The following is a 23,851-nucleotide window of genomic DNA, read 5'->3' on the forward strand; positions in this document are numbered from 1 at the left end:
ATATATGCAACCGACGAGAGCGAACATTTCATCTACTACTACGCCCACCTGGCTGCGTATTGTCACGGGCTGGCGAAGGACACCCGTCTCGTCCGCGGCCAAGTGATTGGCTCCGTCGGCACGACTGGGGACGCTCATCGGCGCGAGCCGCATCTGCACTTCCAGGTGATGGTGCGCCCGAGCGACGGGCGGTGGTGGGGCGGCGATGCGATCGACCCCCGACCGTACTTCACGAGCGCGGGACGGGCGAAAGGTAAGCGCACGGCGAGAGCGGCACGAAGAGACGCGCGAAGCTGCTAGCTTATGGGGTTGTCGGTGCCGGCTGGGGAGCGAGTGTGTCCGTTGCGGCCCCACGATCCTCTTGTCGCGCGCGGGGGAAGGGAGGACGCTACTGATGAGCCAGGGCGGGGGCAGTCCAGATACCCATCTGGCGGCAGAACTCGGGGGTGCGCCCGCTTCCACCGCTCGTGCTCCAGGCTGGTCACGTTGGCGAGATGAGGGGCGTCGGCACTACGGCTTCTTCTTGCAGGCCTGTTCAGTCTCGCAGGGTTCCCAGCGCGAGACCTGGAACGCGTGCAAAGTGCTGCCTGTTCCGCGTCAGCAGCATGCCCTTGTTCGCCAAAGTGATTCCAGCGATCAGGCTGTCGCCCATGCCTATCGACCTTGGCGCGGCCGTGCGGCGTGAAGGTGAGCCTGAACCACTCCCAGCCGTTGCCCCCGGAGTTGTAGGGGCCGCCGCGCTTGGCCATCGCCTCGCCTGGGAGGAGCTGAAGGATGGTGCCTTCGGGATAGCCCTTTCCCGAGGTCTCCGCTGCGGCTCATCTCGACCGCTTCCCGGAGACGCTTGCGGTTGCGGTTGAAGATGTAGAAGTGCTTGCCTTCGGCCTTGACCCCCTTGGTCAGGCATTTGAAGTCGCGCGCTTTCGCACGAACTCCGCGTGGCTCATACCTGGTGCGAAGAGGCCAACAAGGAGCCACACGGCGAGGAGGCGCATTGGGCCCACAGGTAGCGTGAGTCCCCTCTGTCTGCAATGCAGCGGTCTCCGATGACGGCGACCATCGCACTGTTGGCGGTACTATCCATCGGAGGCCGACCGAATTGGGAACGAGGAGGAGTGCGCCCTCGCGATCATCTCTTGGCCGTCCATCCGAACATGGTGCAGCCCCGACGCGCGGCGTCTTGCTCAGGCAGTTCGTCGTCACCGAGCAGCGCCCGCCAGCAGCGTAGGTGCGCCTACAGCGGGGGAACTCGCAGCCGCTCGATTCTCGCTCAGGACTTCGGGGATGCGGTCCAACTCGACCTCGACGGCGATGGCGGGGTTGGCGCCAACGGTTTGTTGCCGTTTGTTGCCGACGTCACCCCACTCCACCCCACAACCCGCCGGCCTCAGGTGGCTATCTCGCCGTTCTTGTAAGGTGGACACGGTTCCTGCTAGGTCCCCGAAGCACGGTGAGGATGCGCCATGGCACCGCGCGCACTCTCGTGCTGTCCGCGCTCCTCGTCGCGGGCTGCCGCGCCGCCGCGAACACGCCGCGTGGTACCGCCGAGCGCTTCCTCGACGCGCACTACGTGCGCATCGATCTGCCCGCCGCGCTCGAGTTCACCGCCGACCTCGCGCGGCACAAGGTGGAGGACGAGCTGCGGCTCGTGCAGGGCCAGGTGATCGACGAGGCCACACGCAAGCCGAGCGTGCACTACCGGCTTCTCGAGGAGCATCCCGACGGCACCGAGGCCGTTCGCTATCTCTACCGGGGCAGCATCACGATCGAGGACGCGGACCGCCTCGAGCGCCGCTGGCTCGTCACCGTGCGCCTCGCCGACGGCGCCTGGCGCGTCACCAACTACGAGGAGTTCGAGGGGTGAGGCGGTTCCGGCGGGTCGCGCTCGTGGCGGCGGGCGTGGCCCTGGTCGTGGTGGCGGCGCTCGCCGCGCTCGCCGACTACGCCTCGACGCACTCGGATCGGCTGCTCGCCGAGGTGGGGAAGGGGCTCGGACGCGAGCTCACGGCCGAGCGCCTCGGCTTCACCATCCGCGGCGGGGCGGGCGTCACGCTCGCGGGCGTCTCGATCGCGGAGGAGCCCGCGCTGGGGACGAGGGAGCCCTTCCTCACGGCGCGCGAGATCGAGCTCAGGCTGCAGCTCCTGCCGCTCGTCCGCCGCCGGCTGGTCGTCGATCGCGTCCTCATCGAGGCGCCGGTGGTGAACCTGGTGCGCACGCAGGCGGGCGCCGTGAACATCGACTCGCTCGGGAAGACGGCGGCCCCGCCAGGGGCGCCGGCCGCCGCGGCCACCGCCGGAGCCCCCTCCGCCTTCCAGCTCGCCTCGCTCCGGCTCCGCCACGGCACCCTGCGCTATCGTGACCTCTCCGCGGGCCGGACGGTGGAGCTGGCCGACGTGGCCGTGGACGCGCGCCAGCCGCACTTCGCCGCGCCCGTGCCGGTCGCGATCCGCGCCCGCCTCGCCACCGCCGACCTCCGCCTCGAGGACATCGTGAGCGAGGGCGTGCTCGAGCTGGCGGGCGGGCGGCCCGCCTACCGCGGCTCGCTTCAGGCCGGCCCGGGCGCCTTCGGCCGGGTCGTCGTGAAACGGCTGACCGCGAACCTGCATGCGAGCCCGCCGGTACTCGATCTCGAGTCGGCGAGGCTCGAGACGCTCGGCGGCACGGTCGAGGGGACGGCCCATCTGACGAGCGAGGGGAAGGGCGCCGGGCTGAGGGCCGAGCTCGACGCGCGTGGCCTCCAGCTGGCCGAGCTCCCGGCGGCGAAGGATCGGCCGCGGCCCGCGGGGACGCTCGAGCTGCACGGCACGCTCGCCGGTCCGCCACCCGAGGCACCCACGTTCACGAGCGGGGCGACCGGCGAGGGACGGTTCGCGGTCACCGACGGGCGCATCGAGGGCGCCGGCCTCGGGCGCCCGGTGCTCGATGCACTCGAGGCCTTCTTGAAGCCGGGTGTGGCGGACCGCCTGCGCGAGCGCTACCCGGACCTGTTCGCGAGCGACGACCTCCGCTTCACGCGTCTCTCGGGCTCCGGCCGTCTCGCGGGCGGCCGCATCCGCTCGGACGACCTGGTGCTCGCCGCGTCGAGCTACGAGGCGCACGGAGAGGGGAGCCTCGGCCTCGACGGCGACCTGGACGCGACCCTCCGCGTGGTCGCCTCCCCGGCGCTCACCGACGACCTGCTCGGCCAGTCGAGCGCGCGGCCCGTGCTGGTCGACACGAGCGGGCGGCTCACCATCCCGCTCCGTGCCCGCGGGCCGGTGGGCCGGCCTCACGTGAGCCCCGACCCGGCGTTCGCGGCCACCGTGGCGCGCGCGCTCCTCGGCGGGAGCAACCTGGGCGAAGCCGCGGGCGGCCTCTTGAAGCGCCTGCTCGGAGGCAGGCGCAGGCAGGAGCGTTGACGCGATGGGATTTCTCCACCTACTCGTCGGAACGCTCATGCTGCGGCCGTACGTGTTCGTCTTTCTCGCCGTGTACGTGTTCGCGGCGGTCACCAGGATGGGGTGGGCGAAGACGGTGACCTTCTCGGCGGTCGCGTGGGCGATCGCCTACGCGGCCGAGTTCAGCTCGACGCGCAACGGCTTTCCGTTCGGCCTCTACGTCTACGTGGACGCGACGCGCGACCAGGAGCTCTGGCTCGCGAACGTGCCGTTCTTCGACTCGCTCTCCTTCACCTTCCTCTGCTACCTCGGCTACGCGCTCGCCATCTTCCTCTCTGCGCCGCTCGTGTGCGGCCGGGGCGACTTCCAGGTGGCCGACACGCGTGCCATCCGCACCTCGTGGCGCGTACTCGTGACCGGCGCCTTCCTGACCACGCTCCTCGACCTGGTGATCGACCCGCTCACGGTGCGGGGCGAGCGCTGGTTCCTCGGCCGCATCTACTACTATCCCGAGGGCGGCATCCACTTCGGCGTGCCGCTCAGCAACTACGCCGGCTGGTTCGTGGTCGCGGGCGCCACCATCGCGGCCTTCCAGGCGCTCGAGCGGCGGACGGCGTGGCCGGCGGCGGGCGTGCGACACGTGCCCTGGGGCGGGCTGCTCGAGCCGCTCCTCTATCTGGGAATTCTCGTCTTCAACCTGGCGATCACGCTCTGGATCGGCGAGGTCGTGCTGGCGCTCCTCGGGAGCCTTCTCTTCGTGCCCGTGAGCGCGCTGTTCATCCGGCGGGCGCGCGATCCGCTGCGCCGCGCCGGCAACGCGGAGCTGGCCCGCCATCGCGCGGACTTTCCCGCCTCGCCCCTCGTGCTGTCGCCCGAGATCTCGTGGAGGTCGTCATGACGAAGCGCCTCTCGCTGGTCGCTGCCCTCGTCCTCGCTTGCGGCTCGCTCACGCCGGCGGCCGCGCTCACCGGGCGCGAGGTCATCGACACCGCGCAGAAGAAGAACGGGTTCTCGACCTGGCGCGACCGGGTACTCGAGGCGACCATGGAGACCTACACGACCACGCTCGCGCGCACGCGCGAGGCGAACGTGAGCGAGCAGACCGAGCCGCGCGGCGAGCACCGCACCTTCATGGAGTTCACCGCGCCCGCCGACGTGACCGGGACGCTCTTCCTCCACCTCTCGCCGCGCGGCGAGAAGGACCAGCAGTGGGTGTGGACGCCGTCCACGCGCAAGGCGCGCCGCCTCGGTGACGCGGCGCGCGACGAGAACTTCATGGGCACCGATCTGAGCTACCGGGACCTCGAGCTCCTCGTGCGCATCCAGCAGTGGAACGACAGCGAGGCGACGGCGACGCTCGGGCCCGAGACCGAGGTCGACGGGAAACCCTGCCACGTGGTCGGGCTCGAGCCGAAGAACAAGGAGTTCCCGTACTCGCGCTACCGCCTGTGGTTCGGCACCGGCGACTTCCTGCTCTGGAAGGTCGAGGTGTACGACCTCGAGGGACGGCTCTTCAAGACCGTGACGATGAAGCGCTACGAGCGCATCCAGGACTACGCGACCGCGCTCGAGTCCAACGTCGCCAACGTCCAGTACGGCACGCACACCCTCTTCAAGGTCCGCAACGTGCGTTACAACACGGGCGTCCCGGACGACACGTTTGCGGTAGCGAACGTGCAGAAGGGACACTGAGGACCGAGGCGTCCGGGCGCAATCTTCGCCGCCGTGGGCGGCGGCTCCGAGTACCGGGGCGGCGGCCGCCGGCCGCCGCGTGCCCGACTACGCGCTCGCCGGCACGCCCGCGGCGCTGGCCGCGCTCCGCCCGCTCCTCGGCGCGCAGCAGGATCAGCACGAGCGTCTGCGCCGTCGGGACATAGGCCAGGGTCGGCGTTGCTCCGGGGTGCTCCTTCACCAGACGGTCGAACAGCCGGGTGAGTTCACGACCCGAAGCCGCGGTGTACACCTTGCCGCGCAGGAGGATGACGTGCTTGCCGCGGTAGGAGGGCGAAGCGAGGACCCGCTTCAGCAACGCGGCAGTGCTCGCTGCGCGCCGGCCCGATCTGGGCATGGAGACTGGTAGCAGACCCATGCCGTAACGGGCAAACCAATACGTCGGCCAAACATGGCGCTCCCGCGAGCTCCGCCATGGCGGCGTCGTAGCCCCGCGGCGCTCGCACACGGAGCGCGTCCCACGGGGACGGCGAGGTTGAGGAGGTAGGAGTCGTGGGCAAGCACGGTCGGGATGCCGGTCGCGGCGCGCGCGGCGGACGCGCGGCCCGCGACACGCGCGGCCCGCGAATCTTGACCCGGCAAGCTCGACTATGGCTATAAGCCCGCGTGCTCCGGCTCAAGCTCGCCCGCCTGCCCGCGGCGCCACGCGAGTCCGCGCCTGCGGAGCTCTGCTGGGATGCGCCGCCGGCCTCGGCCGCCGTCCTTCTCAGCCGGCGCGAGTTCCTGAAGGCGCTCGCGCTGCTGCTCGCCGCGGCGGCCTCGCCGTTCACTCGGGCGAGCCGGGCCTACGCTGCCGCGCGGGGCCGCTTCCTCACGCGCCACGAGTTCGCCACCCTACAGGCCCTCTGCGACCGCATCATCCCGCCCGACCAGGATCCGGGCGCCAGGGCACTCGGCTCGGCCGTCTATATCGAGCGCATGCTGACGGCGTTCGATCGCCGCGCTCGCGTCCCGCTCATCTTCGCCGGCGGCCCGTTCAGCAACCGCAACCCCTTTCCCGACAACGACACGGGCCAGCCCTCGCGCAAGCGGCCGAAGAACGCCTTCAAGCGCTTCATCCCCCTGACGCGCGTCCAAGAGCTCCGCTGGCGCGCAGAGCTGTTCGGCTCGGGGGCGGTACCCGGCGCCGACTTCAACGACGCGGCGCTCGGACCGCTCACAGGGTTGCGCGACATCTACCAGGCGGGGCTCGCGCGCGTGGACGAGGTCGCGCGGATGATGGCGGGCGCCCCATTTGTGCGCCTCACGGAGGCGAAACAGGACGAGGTTCTCGCCATGCTCGACCGCCCGGCCGTGCTGCGTCGCGACCCCCGCCGCGGCGTTACCTTCCTCGACCTCGTGATCCAGCACACCCTCGAGGGCTGCTTCGCGGTGCCCGAGTACGGCGGCAACCACGGCCGGCGGGGGTGGAAGATGATCGGTCTCGAGGGCGACGATCAGCCCCTCGGCTACTCGATCTTCTCGCGCCAGAAGAACGACTACAACGAGCGCACCGACCACCCGATGACGACACCCAATCCCGACGAGTTCCCGGGCGGCGTCCTGACGCCCCGCCCGATCTCGGCCGACGCGGACGCGATCCAGAACCTGATCGTCACCGTCACACGCGCCTTCGAGACCTGCTGAGAGACGCGCATGGCGCGACGCAAGCGCGAAGCGGACGACGTCCTCGGGGAGCCGAGCCTCACCGAGCCCTTCGACGTCTGCATCATCGGGAGCGGAGCAGGCGGGGGGAGCGCGGCCCACGTCCTCACGGCCGCCGGCAAGACGGTGCTCGTGCTCGAGACGGGCGACAACCCGTTCCCCGGCCTCGACGACCCGAAGCCGCTGCCGTTTCCGCTCCACAGCAACGACGAGCTCAAGTACTCGGTCCGCAACTACATCTTCCAGGATCCGTTCCTCGAGCCGCGGACCTTCCGCGGCGACGCCACGAGGCTCGGCTCCCTAATGGACGACGTCAACTCGCTGCCGAAGGCCGTGGGCGGCGCCTTCCAGCACGCCGACTGCAAGACCCCGCGCTTCAACGCCGTCGACTTCCGGCTCAAGTCGGCGATCGAGGCGCTGATCGGCGCCACTCCGGGCCTCGTCGTGCCCGGCTTCAACGATCCCGCGAGCCCGGCCGCCAATTTCGCCGACTGGCCGTTCACCTACGACGACCTCGAGCCGTTCTACGTCGAGGCCGAGCGCCTTTACGGCACGCAGGGGAACGCCGACAGCATCTACGAGTCGCGGCGGAGCCAGCCCTATCCCACGCCGGCAGGCTTGGGCATGTACATGAACCTGCTCATCGCCGACGCGGCGAAGGAGGTGAGCGTGCCGGACATCGGCGCGCTCAACCCGCACACCTACCCCGCCGCCATCACCACCCGCTTCGCGCGCTCCTACGACCCGACGGCTCCCGACGACCGTCCGCCGTGCGTCGACTGCGGGCTGTGCAGCGGCTTCGGCTGCCCGAACAACTCGAAGGGCTCGCCGGCGGTGACGACGCTGCGGCGCGCGCTGCTCACCAAAAAGTGCCAGCTGCGCTTCAACGCGCGCGTCACCCGCCTGCTCTACCAGGGGCGGGTCGTCAGCGCGGCCGAATACATCGACGGCGACGGCAACCGCCAGACCGCCCGCGCGCACGTCTTCATGCTGGCCGCGAGCGCCATCGAGTCGGCCCGCCTCTGCCTGCTCTCGGACCCGGGCGGCCCCGGGCTCGGCAACTCGAGCGGGCAGGTGGGACGGAACCTCATGTTCCACCTGCAGACCAACGTGAACGGCTTCGTCCCGCAGCGCGTGCACGGCCAGCGCGGCCGTGCCGTAACCCACGGCATCTCCGACTTCCGCGGCGTCATGCCCGGCGGCGAGGAGATACGGGTGTTTGGCGGCGGCACGCCGGTCGTCGCCCTGGGCGGCATCTGCGAGTTCGGCGCCTCGCAAGGTCAGCCGATCACCGAGGACGGCGCCAGCTACGTGCAGCTCGGCATCCGTCGCGGGACCATGCTCAAGAACGCGCTGCGCGACCTGGCTCTCGGCCAGCACCTGCTCGGTATGACCATGCAGGCCGAGGACGCCCCCCAGCTCACGAACTACGTCGACCTCGACAGTCGCTTCACCGACGTCTACGGCCAGCCGGTGGCGCGCATCACCTACAAGAGCCACCCTTACGAGCTCGCAACCCGCTGCTTCTACCTCCCCCACCTGAGGGCCATTCTCCGCCAGGTGCTCCGGCAGTCAGGGGTCCCGGAGGCCAAGCTCGACGACAAGATCTTCACGACGCCGATCGATCCCTTCCTGGTCGGACCGCCGTCGTCGCGGCACATCATGGGCACGCTGCGCATGGGCAGCACCCCGGCGACCTCCGTCGCGGATGCGCAGGGCCGCTTCCACGACCTCGACAACCTCTACGCCTGCGACGGCAGCGTATTCCCGACCTCGTCGGGCTATAACCCGACGCTCACCATCTTCGCCGTAGCGCTCAAGGTCGCGCACGGCCTCGCGGGCACGACGCCGGGCAGCTAGGCCGAGACTCAATGCCCCGGCACCCCCCGTAGCCCCGGCTTGAAGCGGAACACCTGGTACGGGGCGTTGGCCTTCATGTGCGCCGTCGTGCGGAACATGACGTGCTGGAGCGAGCTGCAGGTCACGTAGAGCCAGCCGTCGGGGCCGAAGCTGAAGCCGTCGGGCCAGCGCAGCCGCGGGTCCTTCAGGAGCGTCGTCAGCTTCCGGTCCTGACCGAGCGCGAGGATCGCGGAGTGCTCGGGGTCGCTCAGGTAGACCGTGTCCGCGGCGTCGATCGAGAGCCCGTCGCTGATCGTCTTGGGGCCGAAGGTCTCGACGCGCGCGCCGAGCGCCTCGGGCGTCAATGACGCGTCGTTCAGGTCGCGGGTGGCGACGCGGTAGAGGCGGTCGCCGCTGAAGGGGCCATAGTAGAGCCACTCGCCGCGGTCGTCGAGCGTGATCGAGTCGACGCCGATCCTGACGGTGTAGACGCCGAGGACCCTGATCGTCCGCTCGGGCGTGCGGGTGACGTAGTTGCCCGCCTGCACGGAGGGGTGGCCGTCGAGCACGCGCCGGCTGGTGTGCCTGGCGATGTCATAGACGACGAGCGCCGGCCTCTGGCGGATGGGGCTCGTCTCGGCGATGTAGATCTTCTCGCCGCGCGGGTCGACCTGGAAGTCGTTCAGCATGGAGAGGAAGCCGGCCACATCGGAGGGGAACTCGTACTGGTGGACGAGCGTGTTGGTGGCGAGGTCGAAGGCGAGAAGCCGCGGCTGCCCGCGCCCGTAGCGGGCGAAGTCGAGGGTCCAGAGCCGGCCCTGGCGATCGATGCGGACGGCGAGCGGCGAGTCGAACCTCGTCCTCTGCGACGCCTCGTCCGGATACGGCACCGGCTTCCCGCCGATCAGCTCGACCAGCTTGATCGGCGGGTCGCCGTTCGGGTGCAGCGTGAAGAAGACGCGGCCCGTGCCCGAGACCGCGATGTTGCCGGGCGGGTAGTCGAGGTCGGCGACCACCTCGAGGGCGGAGGCGGGGAGCGTCGGGTCGGTGGTGCGGTCCTCGAGCCGCATGCCGCCGCAAGCAGCGAGGAGCAGCAGGGCGAAGAGTGTAGAGCGCCCCATGGCCCGTCCCGTCTACCACGGTCGCTACTCCGCCCGCAGCGCCTCCAGCACCGGCAGCCGCGCCACCCGCCGGGCGGGCAGGAGCCCGGCGGGGATGCTCACCAGGAGCGCCGCCAGCGCGGCCGCGGGGATGCTCCCCGCGGCGAAGTGGAAGTCGATCTCCCAGCCGAGCTGGTAGGTGAAGTTGACCCGCACCCAGAGGAGCGCCAGGACGAGGCCGATCGCGAGCCCGCCGGCGAGCCCGAGCACGCCCACTCCCGCCGACTCGCCCACCACCGCGCGCGCCACCTGCGCACGCGTCGCGCCTGCCGCGCGCAGGAGCGCGAACTCGCGGCGGCGATCCAGCGAGACGGCGAGGAGCGCCTCGGCGAGGCCGAGCGCGGCGACCACCAGGGGCAGGATCTCGAGCGCGTCGGTCAGGCGGAAGGCGCGCCGCACGGCGTCCTGGTGGTAGGCATAGAGCTCGCGCTGGGTCAGCACCTTCACGCCCTGCGCGGCGCCCACCGCCGCGAAGGCCGCGTGACGGACGGCGTCGAGCGACGCGCCGGGCGCGAGCGTCACGTGGAAGCGGTTGACCGCCCGATCCGCCCACCAGCGCTGGTAGGTCGGGCGGGCGAGGATGACGCTGCCCCGCGGCGAGACGTAGTCCACCACCACGCCGACCACCGGGGCCTCGAACGGCCCGCCGGGCGTGTCGAGACGGAGCGTCGCGCCCACGCCCACGTCGAACTGGCGCGCGAAGTTGCGCGACACGAGGACGCCCGTGCTGGCGCGCACCGCGGCGAGCGCCGCCTGCGGATCGCCCGCCGCGAAGCTGAAGTCCGCCTCGCGCTCGGGCGCGAAGGCGCTCGCGTCGAGCGAGTCGATGCTGATGCGCGCGCCGCGGTAGGCGTGCTCGGCGAGCCGCACGCGCTCGACGCGGGCCACGCCCGGGACGGCCGCGAGGCGGTCGCCGACGCCCTCGTCGAGCGGCGCCTCGATCCAGCCCGTGGTGGCGGTCGAGGCGACCACCAGGTCGGCGTGCACCTGGCGGCGGATGAAGTCGAGCACTGACTGCTCGAAGCTCCGCGCCACGGTCGCGGCCGTCATCATGAGGCCGAGACCGAGGGCGAGGACCGCCGCCGCGAGCGCGAGCTGGTCCGGGATGCGAACGAGGCGGTCGACGGCGAGGCGGCCCGCGAAGCCGAGCGCCTCGCGCGCGGGGCCGAGGAAGAGGGCCGCGGCCCCGCCGGCAAGGCGCATGAAGACGAGCACGAGGGCGAAGTCGGCGGCGAGCGCGGCCACGTTCCCGCACCAGGGCGAGTCGAAGCGCTTCTCGGCCCAGAGCCCGCCGCCCGTGAGCAGGGCGGCCGCGAGGATCGTCCCGTGCGGCCGCCAGCGGCGCGTGGCGTGCTCCGCGTCGGCGCTGCGCACGGCGACGAGCGGCGAGACGAGCGCGGCGTCGCGCGCGGGCAGCCAGGCGGCGAAGACGGCGGCCCCGATGCCGGTGGCGACGCCCACGACGAGCGACCAGGCCGACAGCTCGAGCCGGGCCGTGAAGACCGTCATCGAGAAGATGAGCTCGGTCGACTCGCTCACCGTGCGGAGGAGGAGGCGCGCGAGCACGATCCCGAGCGGCACGCCCGCCGCGGCGCCGACCGTCCCCGTGGCGAGCGCGTCGCCCAGCACGAGCGCGGCCACCTGGCGCCGCTCGGCGCCGGCGCAGCGGAGGATGCCGAGCTCGCGGCGGCGGGCGGCGACCGAGGTCGCGACCGCGCTCCCGACCACGAAGATGGACGCCAGGAGCGCCAGGCCCGAGAGCCCCGAGAGCAGGGTCTGGAAGGAGGCCAGGTAGCGCTCGATCTGCTCGCCGCGGCGAGCGGGGCGGATCGCCTCGAGCCCCGCCGGGAGCGCCGCGTCGAGGCGCGGCTCCACGTCCTCCACCCGCACGCCCGGCTCGAGGGTCACGTCCACCTGATCGATGAGCCCGTCCTCGCCCAGCACCAGCTGCGCGCCGACCACGTCCATCAGGATCAGGTTGCCGCCGAAGGCGCGCCCGACGCCGCCGGGCGGCAGCACGCCGCGCACGGTGAAGGTCTCGATGCCGTGCGGGGTGCGGAGCGGGAGCGACGCGCCCGTCGTGATGCCGAGCCGCGCGGCGAGCGCGTCGGTCACGATCAGGCTGCGCGGGTCGACGAGAAAGCCGAGCGGGTCGTCGACCACGTGCTCGCCGGCCTTGACCAGGTGGAGCGTACGGATGGCGTGCCCGTCGGTCACGTCGGCGGCGAAGACCGAGAGGGCCTCGCCGGCGATGGGGGGCTCCGTGCCGAAGAAGGTCGCGGTGACGATCGGGACGGCGTGGTCGACGCCGGGGATCGCGCGGAGCCGCTCCGCGACCTCCTCGGGGAAGGGCCCCGGCCCGCGCACCTGGAGGGCCGCGGTGCCGGCCAGGTCCTCGATCGCGTCGGTGAACGAGGCGAGCGTGCTCGCGTTGATGATGCGGATGGCGACCACGAGCGCCACCCCGCACGCCACCCCCGCCGCGGTGAGCGCCGCGCGCGGGCCCTGGCCCCGGAGGTGGCGGCGGGCGAGGGCGAGCGCTCCCATGGGGCCGGCAGTATGGCCGCCAAAGCGGAGCTTGCGCCAGGTCGCGCATCTCTGTTACGCCGGGGCCGGATGGCGGTCGCCCGGGTCACCGAGATCATCGCGTCGTCCCCCGACGGCTTCCGGGAGGCGGTCGAGGAGGGGATGGCACGCGCGGCGCGCACGCTGCGCGGCATCACCGGGCTCGAGGTGCTCGGCAAGCGGGTGAAGGTCGAGCGCGGGCTGATCGTCGAGTACCGGGTCGACATGAAGATCACCTTCGTCCTGGACTGAGGGGATCATGGCGGTCGCACGCATCACGCAGATCATCGGCGCCTCGCCGCACAGCTGGGAGGACGCGGTCCGCAACGCCCTCGAGCGCGCCAACAAGACGCTGCGCGGCATCACCGGCATCGAGGTGCTGAAGGAGAACGCCGCGGTCGAGGGCGGAAAGATCGCCGAGTACCGCGCCACCGTGCAGGTGACGTTCGTCCTCGAAGGCACCTGAGGCGGGCGATGTCGCAGCCCACCAACGGCAGCCGCATGACGTCGCTCGATGCGGCCTTCTACTATCTCGAGCGTACCGGGCAGCTCCTGCACGTGGGCGGCGTGTACACGGTCGAGGGGGCGATCGACTTCGACCGGCTGCTCGCCGACCTCGCCGGGCGCCTGCATCTCATCCCGCGCTACACCGAGCGCGTGGTGTCCGTGCCGCTCAACCTGGCGCATCCCACCTGGGAGCCCGACCCGCAGTTCGACATCCGCCACCACGTGCTGCACCAGCAGCTTCGGCCGCCGGGCAGCGACGAGCAGCTCGTCACGCTCGTGAGCCGCCTCTTCGCGCAGCCGCTCAAGCGCTCGCGGCCGCTCTGGGAGCTGCACCAGATCGACGGCTACCGCGAAGAGCGGAGCGTCATCTTCGCCAAGGTGCATCACTGCATGATCGACGGCGTGAGCGGGGTGCAGCTCCTCGGCGTGATGTTCGACCCGAGCCCCACCCCCGCGCCGGTGCCGCCGCCGGAGGGGAGGCGCGAGGCGCCAGCGCTGCCCACCCCGACGCTGCAACTCCTGCGCGCCGTGCGCGACGGCGTGCAGGGCGGCCTCGCGCGCGTGCACGCCGTGGTCGACCTGGCGCGCAATCCCGGGCGCGCGCTCGCCGAGCTCCGGCACGCCGTCGACGCCGTCGCCGAGCTGGGCCGCATGGTGCTGTCCGACGTCCCCTCCACGCCGTTCAACGGCCACGTGAGCATTCTCCGCCGGATCGTGTGGACGACCTTCTCCCTCAACGAGGTGAAGGCGGTGAAGGACCGCCTCGGCGGCACGGTGAACGACGTCGTGCTGTCGACCATCAGCGCCGCGCTGCGCGCCTACCTCGAGCGCGCGGGTCAGAACCCCGATCGCATCGAGCTGCGCGCCATGCTGCCGGTCAACGTGCGGCGGAGCGACGAGCACCTGAAGCTCGGCAATCGCGTGTCGATGCTGGTGGCGCCGCTCCCGGTCCGCATCTTCGACCCCCTCGAGCGCCTGCGCCAGGTGCGGGCGGCGACCGCGCACTTGAAGGAGCGCGGCCAGGCGGCACGCTTCACCCGCGTGCTGGACCTGATGGAGTTCCTGCCGGCGGCGGTACAGAAGCCCCTCGGCTGGCTCCAGGTCCAGGCTTCGCCCATCAACACCGTCTGCACCAACATTCCGGGACCGCCCGTGTCGCTCTACGTGCAGGGGAAGCGGCTCGAGAAGCTCGTCCCGGTCGTGCCCCTCACGCAGGGGGTGGGTCTCGCCTTCGCGATCTTGAGCTACGCCGACACCCTCACCATCGGCATCACGGCCGACCCGGCCCTGGTGCCGAACAGCGAGGGCCTGTGCGATCTGCTCCAGGCGGGGTTCGAGGAGCTCCGCGTCCTGGCCGGGGTCGAGCGGGTGGAGCGGCACAGCCCCGTCCTCCCCGAACGCCAGCGCCGGGCGGCGGCGCCGAGCCAGGTGGCCTGAAGTCGCGTCCTGACCACTCGGCCAGCGGTTGCCTGACCGATCGGTTTGTAGTAGCTGCCGGGTCTCACTTCATGTTTGATCTCGCCATCTTCACCGCGCTCGGCTGGGAGCGGCGGGCCGTGACCGAGGCACTCCGGGCGGTGGAGCCGGCCGGGTCGCCGCGCACCTGGAGCGGTCGACTCGCCGACGGCGCCTCGTGCCTGGTGGTGCAGACCGGGATCGGTCCGGCGCGCGCCTCGGCCGCGGCGGCGGCAGCGCCGCCCGCGGGCGCCTTCCTCGCCTGCGGCTGCGCGGGAGGGCTGGTCGACTGGCTCGCCGCCGGCGACCTGGTCACGGCCGAGAGCGTGATCGTGCTCGAGGGGGCCGGCCAGCCCGCCGAGCGCGTGCCCGCAGCGGGCGCGGGCCTGGCCGTCTGGGCCGCCGGACGGGGCTTCCGCGTGCACGCGGGAGCGCTGGTCGCGAGCCCGGTCGTGCTCGGCACCGCGGCGGCCAAGGTGGCGCTCGGCGCAACGGGCGCGCTCGCCGTCGAGATGGAGAGCGGCGCGCTCGCGGCCGCCGCCCGCACCCGGGGGATCCCCTTCGCCGCGCTCCGCGTGGTGCTCGACGGGGCGGGCGAGGCGCTGCCCGCCGCGCTCGACGTCATCGACGAGGCAACGGGCGAGGTGCGCGCCGGCGGTGCGCTCGCGACGATTGTGCTCCGGCCACGGCTCTGGCCGGCGGCCGCCCGGCTCGCGCGGCGGCAGCGGTTGGCGGCGCGCCGGCTCGGTGCCATCATGGCCGTGCTCGAGGTGGAGGCGCTCGCCGCCCCGCCCGAGGCGGCGATCGCCGCCGGCGGCTGACCGACGAGGAGGCTCGATGCGATATCCTCTCCACATCGCGACCGACATGGTCCGGTGGCAGCTCAAGAACTGGTGGGCGGGCAACAAGCGCGTGCCGGTCGTGCTCATGCTCGAGCCGCTCCACACCTGCAACCTCGCCTGCATCGGCTGCTCGCCCGAGCGCTACACGGGCGACCTGAAGGACCGTCTCTCGCTCTCCAAATGCTTCGCGGCGGTCGACGAGTGCGGCGCGCCGGTGGTCTCGGTGTGCGGCGGCGAGCCGACCGTGTACCCGGAGATCGTCGAGCTGGTGGAGGGTATCATCGCGCGCCGCAAGCACGTCATCATGTGCACCAATGCGATCCTCTTGGACCGCTTCTACAGGAAGGCCCGGCCCCACAAGCGCCTCTCGATCAACGTCCACCTGGACGGCATGCAGAAGACGCACGACTACGTGGTCGACCGCGCCGGCGTCTTCGACAAGGCGATCGCGATGATCAAGGAGGGGAAGCGGCTCGGCTACTACGTCTGCACCAACACCACCGTGTACCGCGAGACCGACGTCGAGGAGATCGAGGAGATGTGCGCGTTCCTGACCGAGCTCGACGTGGACGGCATCCTCCTCTCCCCCGGCTACCATTACGAGTCCATCCCCGGCGACGAGCACTTCCTCTTCCTCGAGGAGATCCACCAGAAGTTCCGCCGCATCGTCGCGCTCGCCACGCGCTACAGGAAGATATCGTCCACGCCGCTCTTCCTCCAGTTCGCGGCCGGCCTGCGCGAGTACCCGTGCACACCGTGGGGCAACCCCACCTTCACGCCGAAGGGCTGGAAGGGCCCCTGCTACCTGATCGAGGGGCAGCACTACGCCACCTGGAAGGAGTTCTTCGGCGGCGTCGACTGGGACTACTGGGAGACGCGCCAGGACCCGCGCTGCCACAACTGCAAGATGCACTCGGGCTTCGAGGCGTGGGGCGGAAGGCGGCGTAGGGCCGCCGGCTACCGCCCCGTGCGCTGCCGGCCGGCGTCAGCCGCTCAGCGTCCGACCCACCGGTTCGTGACGAGCGCGGCGCTGGCCGCCCTGCTGCTGGGTCTCGCTGCGGCGCGCGCGGACGAGACCTGCCTGTCGCCGTACATGCCCAAGATCATGGGGCAGGAGGATTACGTCTACGTCTGGACGCTCGGCATCGAGGGCGTGGGCGACGGCTCCGACAAGCTGGTCGCGATCGGCGCCAACCCGGCGGACGCGGCACACTACGGCAAGGTGATCTCCTCGGTGTCGGTGGGCGGCCGGCACGAGGCGCATGATGCGGGCTTCACCGACGACCGCCGTTACCTCTGGGCCGGCGGCCTCGACGACAGCATGATCTGGGTCTTCGACGTGGCGCCGGCCCCGGCGCACCCGAAGCTCGTCCGCACCATCGCCACCTTCGTCAAGGACAGCGGCGGCGTCGTGGGCCCGCACACCTTCTTCGCCCTCCCGGGTCGGATGCTGATCACCGGCCTCTCCAACAGCAAGGACCACGGCGGCAGGACGGCGCTCGTCGAGTACGACAACGACGGTAAGTTCATCCGGACGCTCTGGCTGCCGGACAAGGCCCCGTACGGCTACGACGCCCGGGTGCAGCCGCGGCTCAACCGCATGCTCACGTCGTCCTTCACCGGCTGGAACAACTACATGGCGCCGATCGGCAAGGTGATGAACGACGCGCAGGCGGTGAAGCGCTTCGGCAACACGATGGTGGTCTGGGACTTCCACGCCCGCAAGCCGATCCAGACGCTCGACGTGCGCGGCGCCCCGCTGGAGATCCGCTGGGCCCTCGGGCCCCGGCACGACTACGCCTTCACCACCACCGCGCTGACCTCCAAGCTCTGGCTGGTGGAGCAGCAGGACGACGGCTCGTTCACGGCTAGCGCGGTCGCGGACATCGCGAACCCGATGTACATTCCGCTTCCCGCCGACTTCAGCCTCTCGGCCGACGATCGCTTTCTCTTCGTCGGCACCTTCATGGACGGCACCTGCCGCGTCTACGACGTGAGCGACCCGCACGAGCCGAAGCTGGTGCACGAGCGGAAGATCGGCTCCCAGGTGGGGATGGTGTCGGAGACCTGGGACGGGAAGCGGGTCTACTTCACCTCGTCGCTGCTCTCCAAGTGGGACAAGAAGGGCAAGGACAACGAGCAGTTCCTGAAGGCGTACGCCTGGGACGAGAAGCAGCTCACGCCGCTCTTCGCGGTCGACTTCCTGAAGGAGCGGCTCGGGCGTCCGCACACCATGCGCTTCGGCCAGGAGCGCTTCTACAAGAACCAGATCTACGGCGGCGAGGCCGGGCGTCCGGCCGCGGCGCCCTGAGGTCGCTCCGGCCGCGCCCGTCTACGGGAAGCTGGCGAACAGGTCGCTCAAGTCGGTGGCGTTCGCCGCGTCGCCCAGCATCGGGGTCACGCCGAAGATCTCCTCGATCGTGCGCAGCGTCGAGCTGTGGGTGTAGTGGATGGTGTTCTGGTACCCCCCGCCCTTGGCCTTGGGCGAGAGCACGATCATACCGATCGGGCCGTCGCCGGGCTTGCCCTCGTCCCAGGTGATGAAGATGGCGCCGTTGTTGGCGTAGGCCCGTGAGACGAGGAGCTTCGGCAGCTCCGTCGACAGCCACGTGTCACCCTGCTTCACCCTGTCGTTCAGCGGGGCGCAGTCGGTGTGCATGTCGTCGCACACGCTTGGTGTGATGAAGTTGTAGCGTGCTGCCGTGTCGTCGTTGAGGCTGGCTTGCAGCTCAGCGTAGGGGCGCACATGGGCGACGCAGGACGGCGCGTGGGCGTCGTTGGCCCGGGTGATGTCGTTGAAGAACACGAACGGGTCGTGGTGGACGACATAGTCGCCGAGATCGGTCAACGGGCACACGGCACCGCTCGTTCCCTCTTGGTACGCGCGCCAGGAGATGCCGGCACGCGATCCGCTATCCGTCAATCACGGCTCTCCGAGGCCGCCGTCGCCGTTCGGCCAGCAGCCGAATAGCTCACCCGGCACGACTTCGCCCGTCGTGACCTCGCGCAGTCGCCAGCGGCGACGCTCGAAGACGGGAACGCCTGCGAACCGCTGCGCCAAATGGCCGAGGCGCGCCGTGGCATCTTGAAGTGACACGCAAGTGCTCACGACGCTCCAGCCGGCTGGGGTCGCGGACTCCGCCTCGACGACCCACACCTCGTGGGCAAGCCGAGTGCCCTGTGTACCGAACGCGTCGCGCATCGCGCGAGTGGCAAGAACGAGGGCGCCGAGCGCGACATAGCCCACCACGGCGAAGTTGGCGAGAGCGGACCAGGCGACGTGCGCGACGGAGGTCTCGCCGGCCGGCAGCGCCGCGCCCTCCCATGCGATACCGGAATAGCGGATGATCCGCCCGGTCTTCATGCGAAGGAACCTCGGCGCCGCCGACTTCGCGCACATCACGGCCGCGTAGGGCGGCCATAGCACCGACACCGACCGCCAGCCGAATTGCGCCACGATACTCGTGTCTTCTTCGATCACGTCTGGCCCCGGGTGCAGATGGCGACCGGGGATGTTTACGTACACCAGCGCGTCGAGCGAGGCGCGGTTCGCCGTCTTGCGGCTCTTCTTGTCCAGCGCCTTGACCACTTCCCTGAGCAGCTCGGCGGTGCGCATCGGCACGCTGTCGCATGGGGGTGCCTCCGGGGCGGCGCTCCGCACGTGCTCAGCGAACTGCCGGACCTCCTCGTGCCGGCGACTGGCTGGCTCCATGCGCTCGACGTTCTGCAGGCGCGCGTCCCGGAAGCGCACCTCCACCTCGCCGTCCTTCGGCGGGACAGCCAACTCCTCCTCCCCGAACTCGACGCCGAGATACTTGAGGAACTCACGCACCGGCGCCTTCTCGCGCTCCGTTCGGCCCGGCTCGGAGGCGAACCGCTCGTTGCCGTCGAAGTAGTCCCGGAGCTTCGCCCACCACTCGCGCTGCGTCCCGCTCATCGTCGTCCCTCGAAGCGACCTCAGGATACCGGGCACCGTATCCGGTCTCGAACACGGGCCGGCGGTAGGCCCGGGTCTCGGGGTCTGGGGAAGCGATATCCGCGAGCGTCGGGTCGTCGCCGCAGATACCGCGAATTCGGTGCGAACCGACGGCGCAGCTGCTCTGCCGTGCCGCGGCAGCGACAGTCCCGGCGCGGCAGGCTAGCGTCCGGCCTGGGCGGCGGGGCCGACCGCCGGGAGCGATACGGATCCGTCGCCCGCGATCGCCTGCTCCGCGATCAGCCGATCGCGCAGCCGCCGGGCGCCTTCGCGGGCCTGGAACGTGATCGCATCCACGAGCCAGGCCGGCCAGCGAGGGTCGGTGGTGTTGATCTCGACGGTGTTCGACACGGCCGTCGCCGCGGCGTCCGGACCGTCCGCAACGAGCAGCACCCGGATCACCATGGAGCCGTCCCCTCTCTGCACGGGAGGGCGCCGGAGCAAGGCCGGTGCCATCGGCCAGCCCCGAGAATACGCGGCGCCAGCCGGCAAAGCCTTGCAAACCGGCCCGGCCGCGCGCGGGCGCGCGCCGCTCGCCTTCGCCGTTCGGACTGCTAAGATGCCGGCCGACGGGGGTGGGGAGGGGGACGATGGGTCGAGCCGCAGCACTGCCACTCGAGACCGATCTCCGCGAAGCCGCCGAGGAGCGCTATCTCAGCTACGCCCTCAGCGTCATCACTTCGCGTGCGCTTCCCGATGCCCGCGACGGGTTGAAGCCCGTCCAGCGCCGCATCCTCTACGCCATGTACCAGAACCTCCGCCTGACGGCGGGGGCGCGGCCGCGGAAGTCGGCGGCCATCGTCGGCGAGGTGCTCGGCAAGTATCACCCGCACGGCGACCAGGCGGCCTACGAGGCGATGGTGCGCATGGCGCAGCCCTTCGCGCTCCGCTACCCGCTGGTGCACGGCGAGGGCAACTTCGGCTCGCTCGACGGGGACGCCGCGGCCGCGTACCGCTACACCGAGGCGCGTCTCACGCCGCTCGCCGAGGAGATGCTCGCCGACCTGGCGGCGGAGACGGTGCCCCTGCGCGCCACCTTCGACGCCATGCTCGAGGAGCCGACCGTCCTCCCGAGCGCCATCCCGCAGCTTCTCATGAACGGCTCGACCGGCATCGCGGTCGGCATGGCGACCAACATCCCGCCCCACAACCTGAGCGAGGTGGTGGCGGCGCTGACCGCCATGATCGACGAGCCCGACCTCGACGTGAAGGGGCTGCTCAAGCACGTGAAGGGCCCCGACTTCCCGACCGGGGGCGAGATCCTGAACACGAAGAAGGAGCTGCGCGAGATCTACGAGAGCGGGCAGGGTGCCGTCCGCCTCCGCGGCCAGTACCAGCTCGAGTCGCTGCCGCGCGGCAAGCGGCAGATCGTCGTCACCTCGATCCCCTACACCGTCAACAAGGCGGAGCTGGTCCTGCACATCGGGCAGGAGATCCTGGCGCGGAAGCTCCCGCAGGTGCTCGACGTGCGCGACGAGTCGACCGCCGACGTGCGCATCGTCCTCGAGCTCAAGGCCGACGCGTCGCCCGAGACCGCGATGGCCTACCTCTACAAGCACACCGCGCTGCAGACGAACTTCAACGTCAACCTGACCTGCCTCCTCCCCACCGCGAACCCGGCCGTGGGTCAGCCGGCGCGCGTCACCCTCCGTGACCTCTGCCGCCAGTTCCTCGACTTCCGCCTGCAGGTGGTGACGCGCCGGCTCGAGCACGAGCAGCGCCAGCTCGAGGCGCGCCTCCACATCCTGGACGCGCTCGCCCGCATCTACGACGACCTCGACCGCGCCATCCGCATCATCCGCAAGGCCGAGTCGCGCGCCGACGCCGCCCGGCAGCTGATGGCCGCCTTCAAGCTCGACCAGGTGCAGGCGGACGCGATCCTCGACATCCGCCTCTACCAGCTCGCCCGCCTCGAGATCGAGAAGATCCGGAGCGAGCGGGCCGAGAGGAAGAAGCGTCTCAAGGAGATCGAGGCCCTCCTCGCCCGCCCGCGCGAGCGCTGGAAGATGATCCGCGCCGAGCTCGCCGCCCTGGGCGAGAAGTACGGCGACAAGCGCCGCACCCAGCTCGCGGCGGGCGAGGAGCTCGCCTACGACCCCGAGGCCTACATCGTGCACGAGGAGGCGACCGTCATCCTCTCCCGCGACGGGTGGCTGAAGCGCGTGCGCGAGGTGAAGGACCCCGCCTCGACGCGCCTCCGCGAGGGCGACGCGCTCGCGGCCGTGCTCCCCGGGACGACGCGCGACCGGCTCGTCCTCTTCTCGACCCGCGGCACGCTCTACGTGCTGCGCGTGGCCGACGTGCCCGCCACCACCGGCTACGGCGAGCCCGTGCAGTCGCTCCTCAAGTTCGGCGACGGCGAGCGGGTGGTGGCGGCGCAGCTCCTGCGCGAGGACGGCGGGGGCGAGGCGCAGCCGGCGCTCCCGGGTCTCGAGAAGACGGCGGTCCTGGTCGCCACCGCGAAGGGCTACGGCTTCCGCACCACGCCCGATCTCTCCGAGACGACGCGTGCGGGGCGGCGCGTGGCGCGCGTCGGCGAGGGCGACGAGATCGTCTCGATCGAGCCGGTCACCGGCCCGACGGTCGTGGTCGCCACCCGGCGCGGGAAGATGCTCCGCTTCGCGCTCGACGAGGTGGCCGAGCTCTCCGGCCCCGGCCGCGGCGTCATCCTCATGCGCCCGAGCAAAGAGGGCGATGACCGAATCGTCGGCGCCCTCGCGCTCCCGAAGCAGGCGGGCTTCCTCGCGCTCACGCCCGAAGGCACCGAGCGCCGCTTCGACGTCAGTGACGTGCCGGCGGGCAAGCGCGCCGGCAAGGGGCAGAAGGTGGTGAAGCGCGGCGGGGTCGCGGCCCTGAAGCGCCTGGACGAGGTGGGGTGAGGGGATGGCATCGAGCTACACCGCGAAGGACATCCTGGTGCTCGAGGGCCTGGAGCCGGTCCGCCGCCGGCCCGGCATGTACATCGGCGGCGTCGACGCGGCGGGCCTGCATCATCTGATATGGGAGCTGGTCGACAACTCCGTCGACGAGGCGATGAACGGCCACGCCGACCGGATCACGGTCACGCTCCACAAGGACGGCGCCTCGGCCACCGTCGCCGACAACGGCCGCGGCATCCCGGTCGACCGCCACGCGCAGTACAAGAAGCCGGCCCTCGAGCTCATCCTGACCACACTCCACGCGGGCGGGAAGTTCGAGGCGAAGAACTACTATCACTCGGGCGGCCTCCACGGCGTGGGCGCCTCGGTGGTCACCGCGCTCTCGGAGAAGCTCGTGGCGCGCGTGCGCCGCGACGGCGCGGAATGGGAGCAGAGCTTCGCGCGCGGCAAGCCGGCGAGCACGCTCAAGAAGGTCGGCCCCGCGCGCGGCAGCGGCACCTCCATCTTCTTCCGCCCGGACCCGAAGATCTTCCCCGAGGTGCGCTTCGATCCCAAGACCATCGCCGAGCTGCTCGAGGCGAAGGCGTACCTGCACGGCGGGCTCACGGTCGAGTTCCACGACGAGCACGCGGGCACGAAGGCGGTCTACCGCTACGAGGACGGGCTGCGCGCGTACCTGCTCAAGCTGGTCGGCGAGGCCGAGCGAAGCCCGCTGGCGGGCGAAGTGTTCACCATCCAGAAGCAGCAGGACGGCCTCCACCTCGACTGCGCGCTCGCCTGGACCGAGGCGACCGAGGAGCGTGTCCTCTCCTACGTGAACAGCATCCCGACCACCTCGGGCGGCGCGCACGAGAACGGGCTGCGCGCCGGGCTCGCGAAGGCCGTCCGCAACTATCTGACCGTCCACAACCTCGTGCCGCGCGGGCTCTCGATCGCCGCCGAGGACGTGCGCGAGGGGCTGGTCGCCGTGCTCGCCATCAAGATCCCGCAGCCCCAGTTCCAGGGGCAGACCAAGGAGCGCCTCAACAACACCGAGGTGACGCCGCTGATCGACGGGATCGTGCGCAGCGCGCTCGAGAACGCGCTCAACGCGAACCGCACCACCGGCGACGCGATCGCGAGCCGCGTCGTGCTGGCGGCGCGAGCGCGGAGCGCGTCACGCGCCGCCGCCGCCGAGGTGCAGCGCAAGGGAGCGGTCTCGCACCGCCTGAACCTTCCCGGCAAGCTCGCCGACTGCAGCTCGACGGACCCCTCGGAGTGCGAGCTCTTCATCGTCGAGGGCGACTCGGCCGGCGGCTCGGCCAAGCAGGGGCGCGACCGCGCCTTCCAGGCGATCCTCCCCCTGCGCGGCAAGGTGCTCAACACCGAGCAGGCCTCGACCGCGAAGGTGCTCACCAACAAGGAGCTCTCCGACATCGTCTCCGCGCTCGGCTGCGGCACGGGCAAGGCCTTCGACCCGGCCAAGCTCCGCTACCACAAGATATGCCTGCTCATGGACGCGGACTCGGACGGGAACCACATCTGCACGCTGCTGCTCACCTTCTTCTACCGCCACCTCCCCGAGCTGATCCGCCAGGGCTACGTCTACATCGCGCAGCCGCCGCTCTACCGCATCGACGCCGGCAAGGAGGTCCTCTGGGCGCGCGACGACGCCGAGAAGGAGCGGCTCCTCGCCGCACGGAACGGCGGCCGCGGCACGCTCCAGGTGCAGCGCTTCAAGGGCCTCGGCGAGATGAACCCCTCGACGCTCAAGGAGACGACGCTCGACCCGGCGCGCCGCGCGCTCCTCAAGGTCGCGATCCGCGACGCCGCCCGGACCGAGCAGACGATCCAGACCCTCATGGGCCGCGAGGTCGCGCCGCGCTTCGAGTTCAT

18 protein-coding genes and 1 pseudogene are annotated in these 23,851 nt (G+C 71.1%); 13 read left to right on the forward strand and 6 right to left on the reverse strand.

Features of this window, described 5'->3' with window-relative positions; translation table 11 throughout:
* From E6J59_01155 to E6J59_01170, 4 genes are all read left to right on the forward strand, one after another.
* A complete protein-coding gene (locus E6J59_01155) occupies nt 1-300 on the forward strand; it encodes a M23 family metallopeptidase (protein TMB23805.1) in 300 nt (99 codons plus the stop codon).
* A 984-nt stretch (nt 301-1,284) separates the two neighbouring features.
* Complete coding sequence (locus E6J59_01160; GenBank protein ID TMB23806.1) at nt 1,285-3,399, forward strand: hypothetical protein; 2,115 nt, start codon at nt 1,285-1,287, stop codon at nt 3,397-3,399.
* Between the two features lie 4 nt (nt 3,400-3,403).
* Entirely contained in the window at nt 3,404-4,276 is an 873-nt protein-coding gene (locus E6J59_01165; GenBank protein ID TMB23807.1) for a carotenoid biosynthesis protein, read from the forward strand.
* Nucleotides 4,273-5,070, forward strand: coding sequence for an outer membrane lipoprotein-sorting protein (locus E6J59_01170; protein TMB23808.1), 798 nt, complete (start codon nt 4,273-4,275; stop codon nt 5,068-5,070). The genes E6J59_01165 and E6J59_01170 overlap by 4 nt, the downstream gene beginning before the upstream one ends.
* A gap of 13 nt (nt 5,071-5,083) precedes the next feature.
* Here the strand turns inward: E6J59_01170 and E6J59_01175 are convergent.
* A pseudogene (locus E6J59_01175) lies at nt 5,084-5,293 on the reverse strand (hypothetical protein).
* Between the two features lie 422 nt (nt 5,294-5,715).
* Here E6J59_01175 and E6J59_01180 point away from each other — a divergent pair.
* Nucleotides 5,716-6,735, forward strand: coding sequence for a gluconate 2-dehydrogenase subunit 3 family protein (locus tag E6J59_01180; protein ID TMB23809.1), 1,020 nt, complete (start codon nt 5,716-5,718; stop codon nt 6,733-6,735).
* Nucleotides 6,736-6,744: 9 nt separating this feature from the next.
* Nucleotides 6,745-8,613 (forward strand): GMC family oxidoreductase, encoded by a 1,869-nt coding sequence (locus E6J59_01185; protein ID TMB23810.1) that lies wholly within the window; start codon nt 6,745-6,747, stop codon nt 8,611-8,613.
* Nucleotides 8,614-8,621: 8 nt separating this feature from the next.
* Here E6J59_01185 and E6J59_01190 read toward each other — a convergent pair whose 3' ends face one another.
* Entirely contained in the window at nt 8,622-9,713 is a 1,092-nt protein-coding gene (locus E6J59_01190; GenBank protein TMB23811.1) for a hypothetical protein, read from the reverse strand.
* Between the two features lie 24 nt (nt 9,714-9,737).
* Nucleotides 9,738-12,299, reverse strand: coding sequence for an FtsX-like permease family protein (locus tag E6J59_01195; GenBank protein ID TMB23812.1), 2,562 nt, complete (start codon nt 12,297-12,299; stop codon nt 9,738-9,740).
* Between the two features lie 69 nt (nt 12,300-12,368).
* Between E6J59_01195 and E6J59_01200 the strand changes: the two genes are divergently transcribed.
* From E6J59_01200 to E6J59_01220, 5 genes are all read left to right on the forward strand, one after another.
* Entirely contained in the window at nt 12,369-12,569 is a 201-nt protein-coding gene (locus E6J59_01200; protein TMB23813.1) for a dodecin domain-containing protein, read from the forward strand.
* A 7-nt stretch (nt 12,570-12,576) separates the two neighbouring features.
* On the forward strand, nt 12,577-12,783 hold the full coding sequence (locus tag E6J59_01205) for a dodecin domain-containing protein (protein ID TMB23814.1): 207 nt from the start codon (nt 12,577-12,579) through the stop codon (nt 12,781-12,783).
* Between the two features lie 8 nt (nt 12,784-12,791).
* Complete coding sequence (locus E6J59_01210) at nt 12,792-14,261, forward strand: wax ester/triacylglycerol synthase family O-acyltransferase (protein ID TMB23815.1); 1,470 nt, start codon at nt 12,792-12,794, stop codon at nt 14,259-14,261.
* Nucleotides 14,262-14,332: 71 nt separating this feature from the next.
* Entirely contained in the window at nt 14,333-15,100 is a 768-nt protein-coding gene (locus tag E6J59_01215; GenBank protein TMB23816.1) for a hypothetical protein, read from the forward strand.
* A 928-nt stretch (nt 15,101-16,028) separates the two neighbouring features.
* Nucleotides 16,029-17,432 carry a selenium-binding protein gene (locus tag E6J59_01220; protein ID TMB23822.1) on the forward strand — a complete coding sequence of 468 codons (1,404 nt, stop codon included), beginning with the start codon at nt 16,029-16,031 and terminating at the stop codon, nt 17,430-17,432.
* A gap of 21 nt (nt 17,433-17,453) precedes the next feature.
* Here the strand turns inward: E6J59_01220 and E6J59_01225 are convergent, their stop codons facing one another.
* The 3 genes from E6J59_01225 to E6J59_01235 all read right to left on the reverse strand — a co-directional run bounded on the left by E6J59_01225 (nt 17,454) and on the right by E6J59_01235 (nt 19,502).
* Nucleotides 17,454-18,044 (reverse strand): hypothetical protein, encoded by a 591-nt coding sequence (locus E6J59_01225; GenBank protein TMB23817.1) that lies wholly within the window; start codon nt 18,042-18,044, stop codon nt 17,454-17,456.
* Nucleotides 18,045-19,058 (reverse strand): hypothetical protein, encoded by a 1,014-nt coding sequence (locus tag E6J59_01230; protein ID TMB23818.1) that lies wholly within the window; start codon nt 19,056-19,058, stop codon nt 18,045-18,047. It lies immediately after the preceding gene.
* Nucleotides 19,059-19,259: 201 nt separating this feature from the next.
* Entirely contained in the window at nt 19,260-19,502 is a 243-nt protein-coding gene (locus tag E6J59_01235) for a hypothetical protein (GenBank protein ID TMB23819.1), read from the reverse strand.
* A 185-nt stretch (nt 19,503-19,687) separates the two neighbouring features.
* Between E6J59_01235 and E6J59_01240 the strand changes: the two genes are divergently transcribed.
* Together E6J59_01240 and E6J59_01245 are read left to right on the forward strand one after the other, a co-directional pair.
* Nucleotides 19,688-21,976, forward strand: coding sequence for a DNA topoisomerase IV subunit A (locus E6J59_01240; protein ID TMB23820.1), 2,289 nt, complete (start codon nt 19,688-19,690; stop codon nt 21,974-21,976).
* A 4-nt stretch (nt 21,977-21,980) separates the two neighbouring features.
* The coding region (locus E6J59_01245; GenBank protein ID TMB23821.1) for a type IIA DNA topoisomerase subunit B at nt 21,981-23,851 on the forward strand (1,871 nt) is incomplete at its 3' end.

The sequence above is a fragment of the Deltaproteobacteria bacterium genome (assembly GCA_005879795.1).
Taxonomy (GTDB): Bacteria; Desulfobacterota; Binatia; order DP-6; family DP-6; genus DP-6.

Bases quoted from the DNA above. Each gene is read 5' to 3' on its own strand.
- E6J59_01230 (TMB23818.1), bottom strand. From the start codon at position 19,058: ATGAGCGGGACGCAGCGCGAGTGGTGGGCGAAGCTCCGGGACTACTTC.
- E6J59_01200 (TMB23813.1), top strand. From the start codon at position 12,369: ATGGCGGTCGCCCGGGTCACCGAGATCATCGCGTCGTCCCCCGACGGC.
- E6J59_01165 (TMB23807.1), top strand. From the start codon at position 3,404: ATGGGATTTCTCCACCTACTCGTCGGAACGCTCATGCTGCGGCCGTAC.
- E6J59_01190 (TMB23811.1), bottom strand. From the start codon at position 9,713: ATGGGGCGCTCTACACTCTTCGCCCTGCTGCTCCTCGCTGCTTGCGGC.
- E6J59_01220 (TMB23822.1), top strand. From the start codon at position 16,029: ATGCACTCGGGCTTCGAGGCGTGGGGCGGAAGGCGGCGTAGGGCCGCC.
- E6J59_01215 (TMB23816.1), top strand. From the start codon at position 14,333: ATGTTTGATCTCGCCATCTTCACCGCGCTCGGCTGGGAGCGGCGGGCC.
- E6J59_01210 (TMB23815.1), top strand. From the start codon at position 12,792: ATGTCGCAGCCCACCAACGGCAGCCGCATGACGTCGCTCGATGCGGCC.
- E6J59_01195 (TMB23812.1), bottom strand. From the start codon at position 12,299: ATGGGAGCGCTCGCCCTCGCCCGCCGCCACCTCCGGGGCCAGGGCCCG.
- E6J59_01160 (TMB23806.1), top strand. From the start codon at position 1,285: ATGCGGTCCAACTCGACCTCGACGGCGATGGCGGGGTTGGCGCCAACG.
- E6J59_01240 (TMB23820.1), top strand. From the start codon at position 19,688: ATGGGTCGAGCCGCAGCACTGCCACTCGAGACCGATCTCCGCGAAGCC.
- E6J59_01170 (TMB23808.1), top strand. From the start codon at position 4,273: ATGACGAAGCGCCTCTCGCTGGTCGCTGCCCTCGTCCTCGCTTGCGGC.
- E6J59_01235 (TMB23819.1), bottom strand. From the start codon at position 19,502: ATGGTGATCCGGGTGCTGCTCGTTGCGGACGGTCCGGACGCCGCGGCG.
- E6J59_01185 (TMB23810.1), top strand. From the start codon at position 6,745: ATGGCGCGACGCAAGCGCGAAGCGGACGACGTCCTCGGGGAGCCGAGC.
- E6J59_01205 (TMB23814.1), top strand. From the start codon at position 12,577: ATGGCGGTCGCACGCATCACGCAGATCATCGGCGCCTCGCCGCACAGC.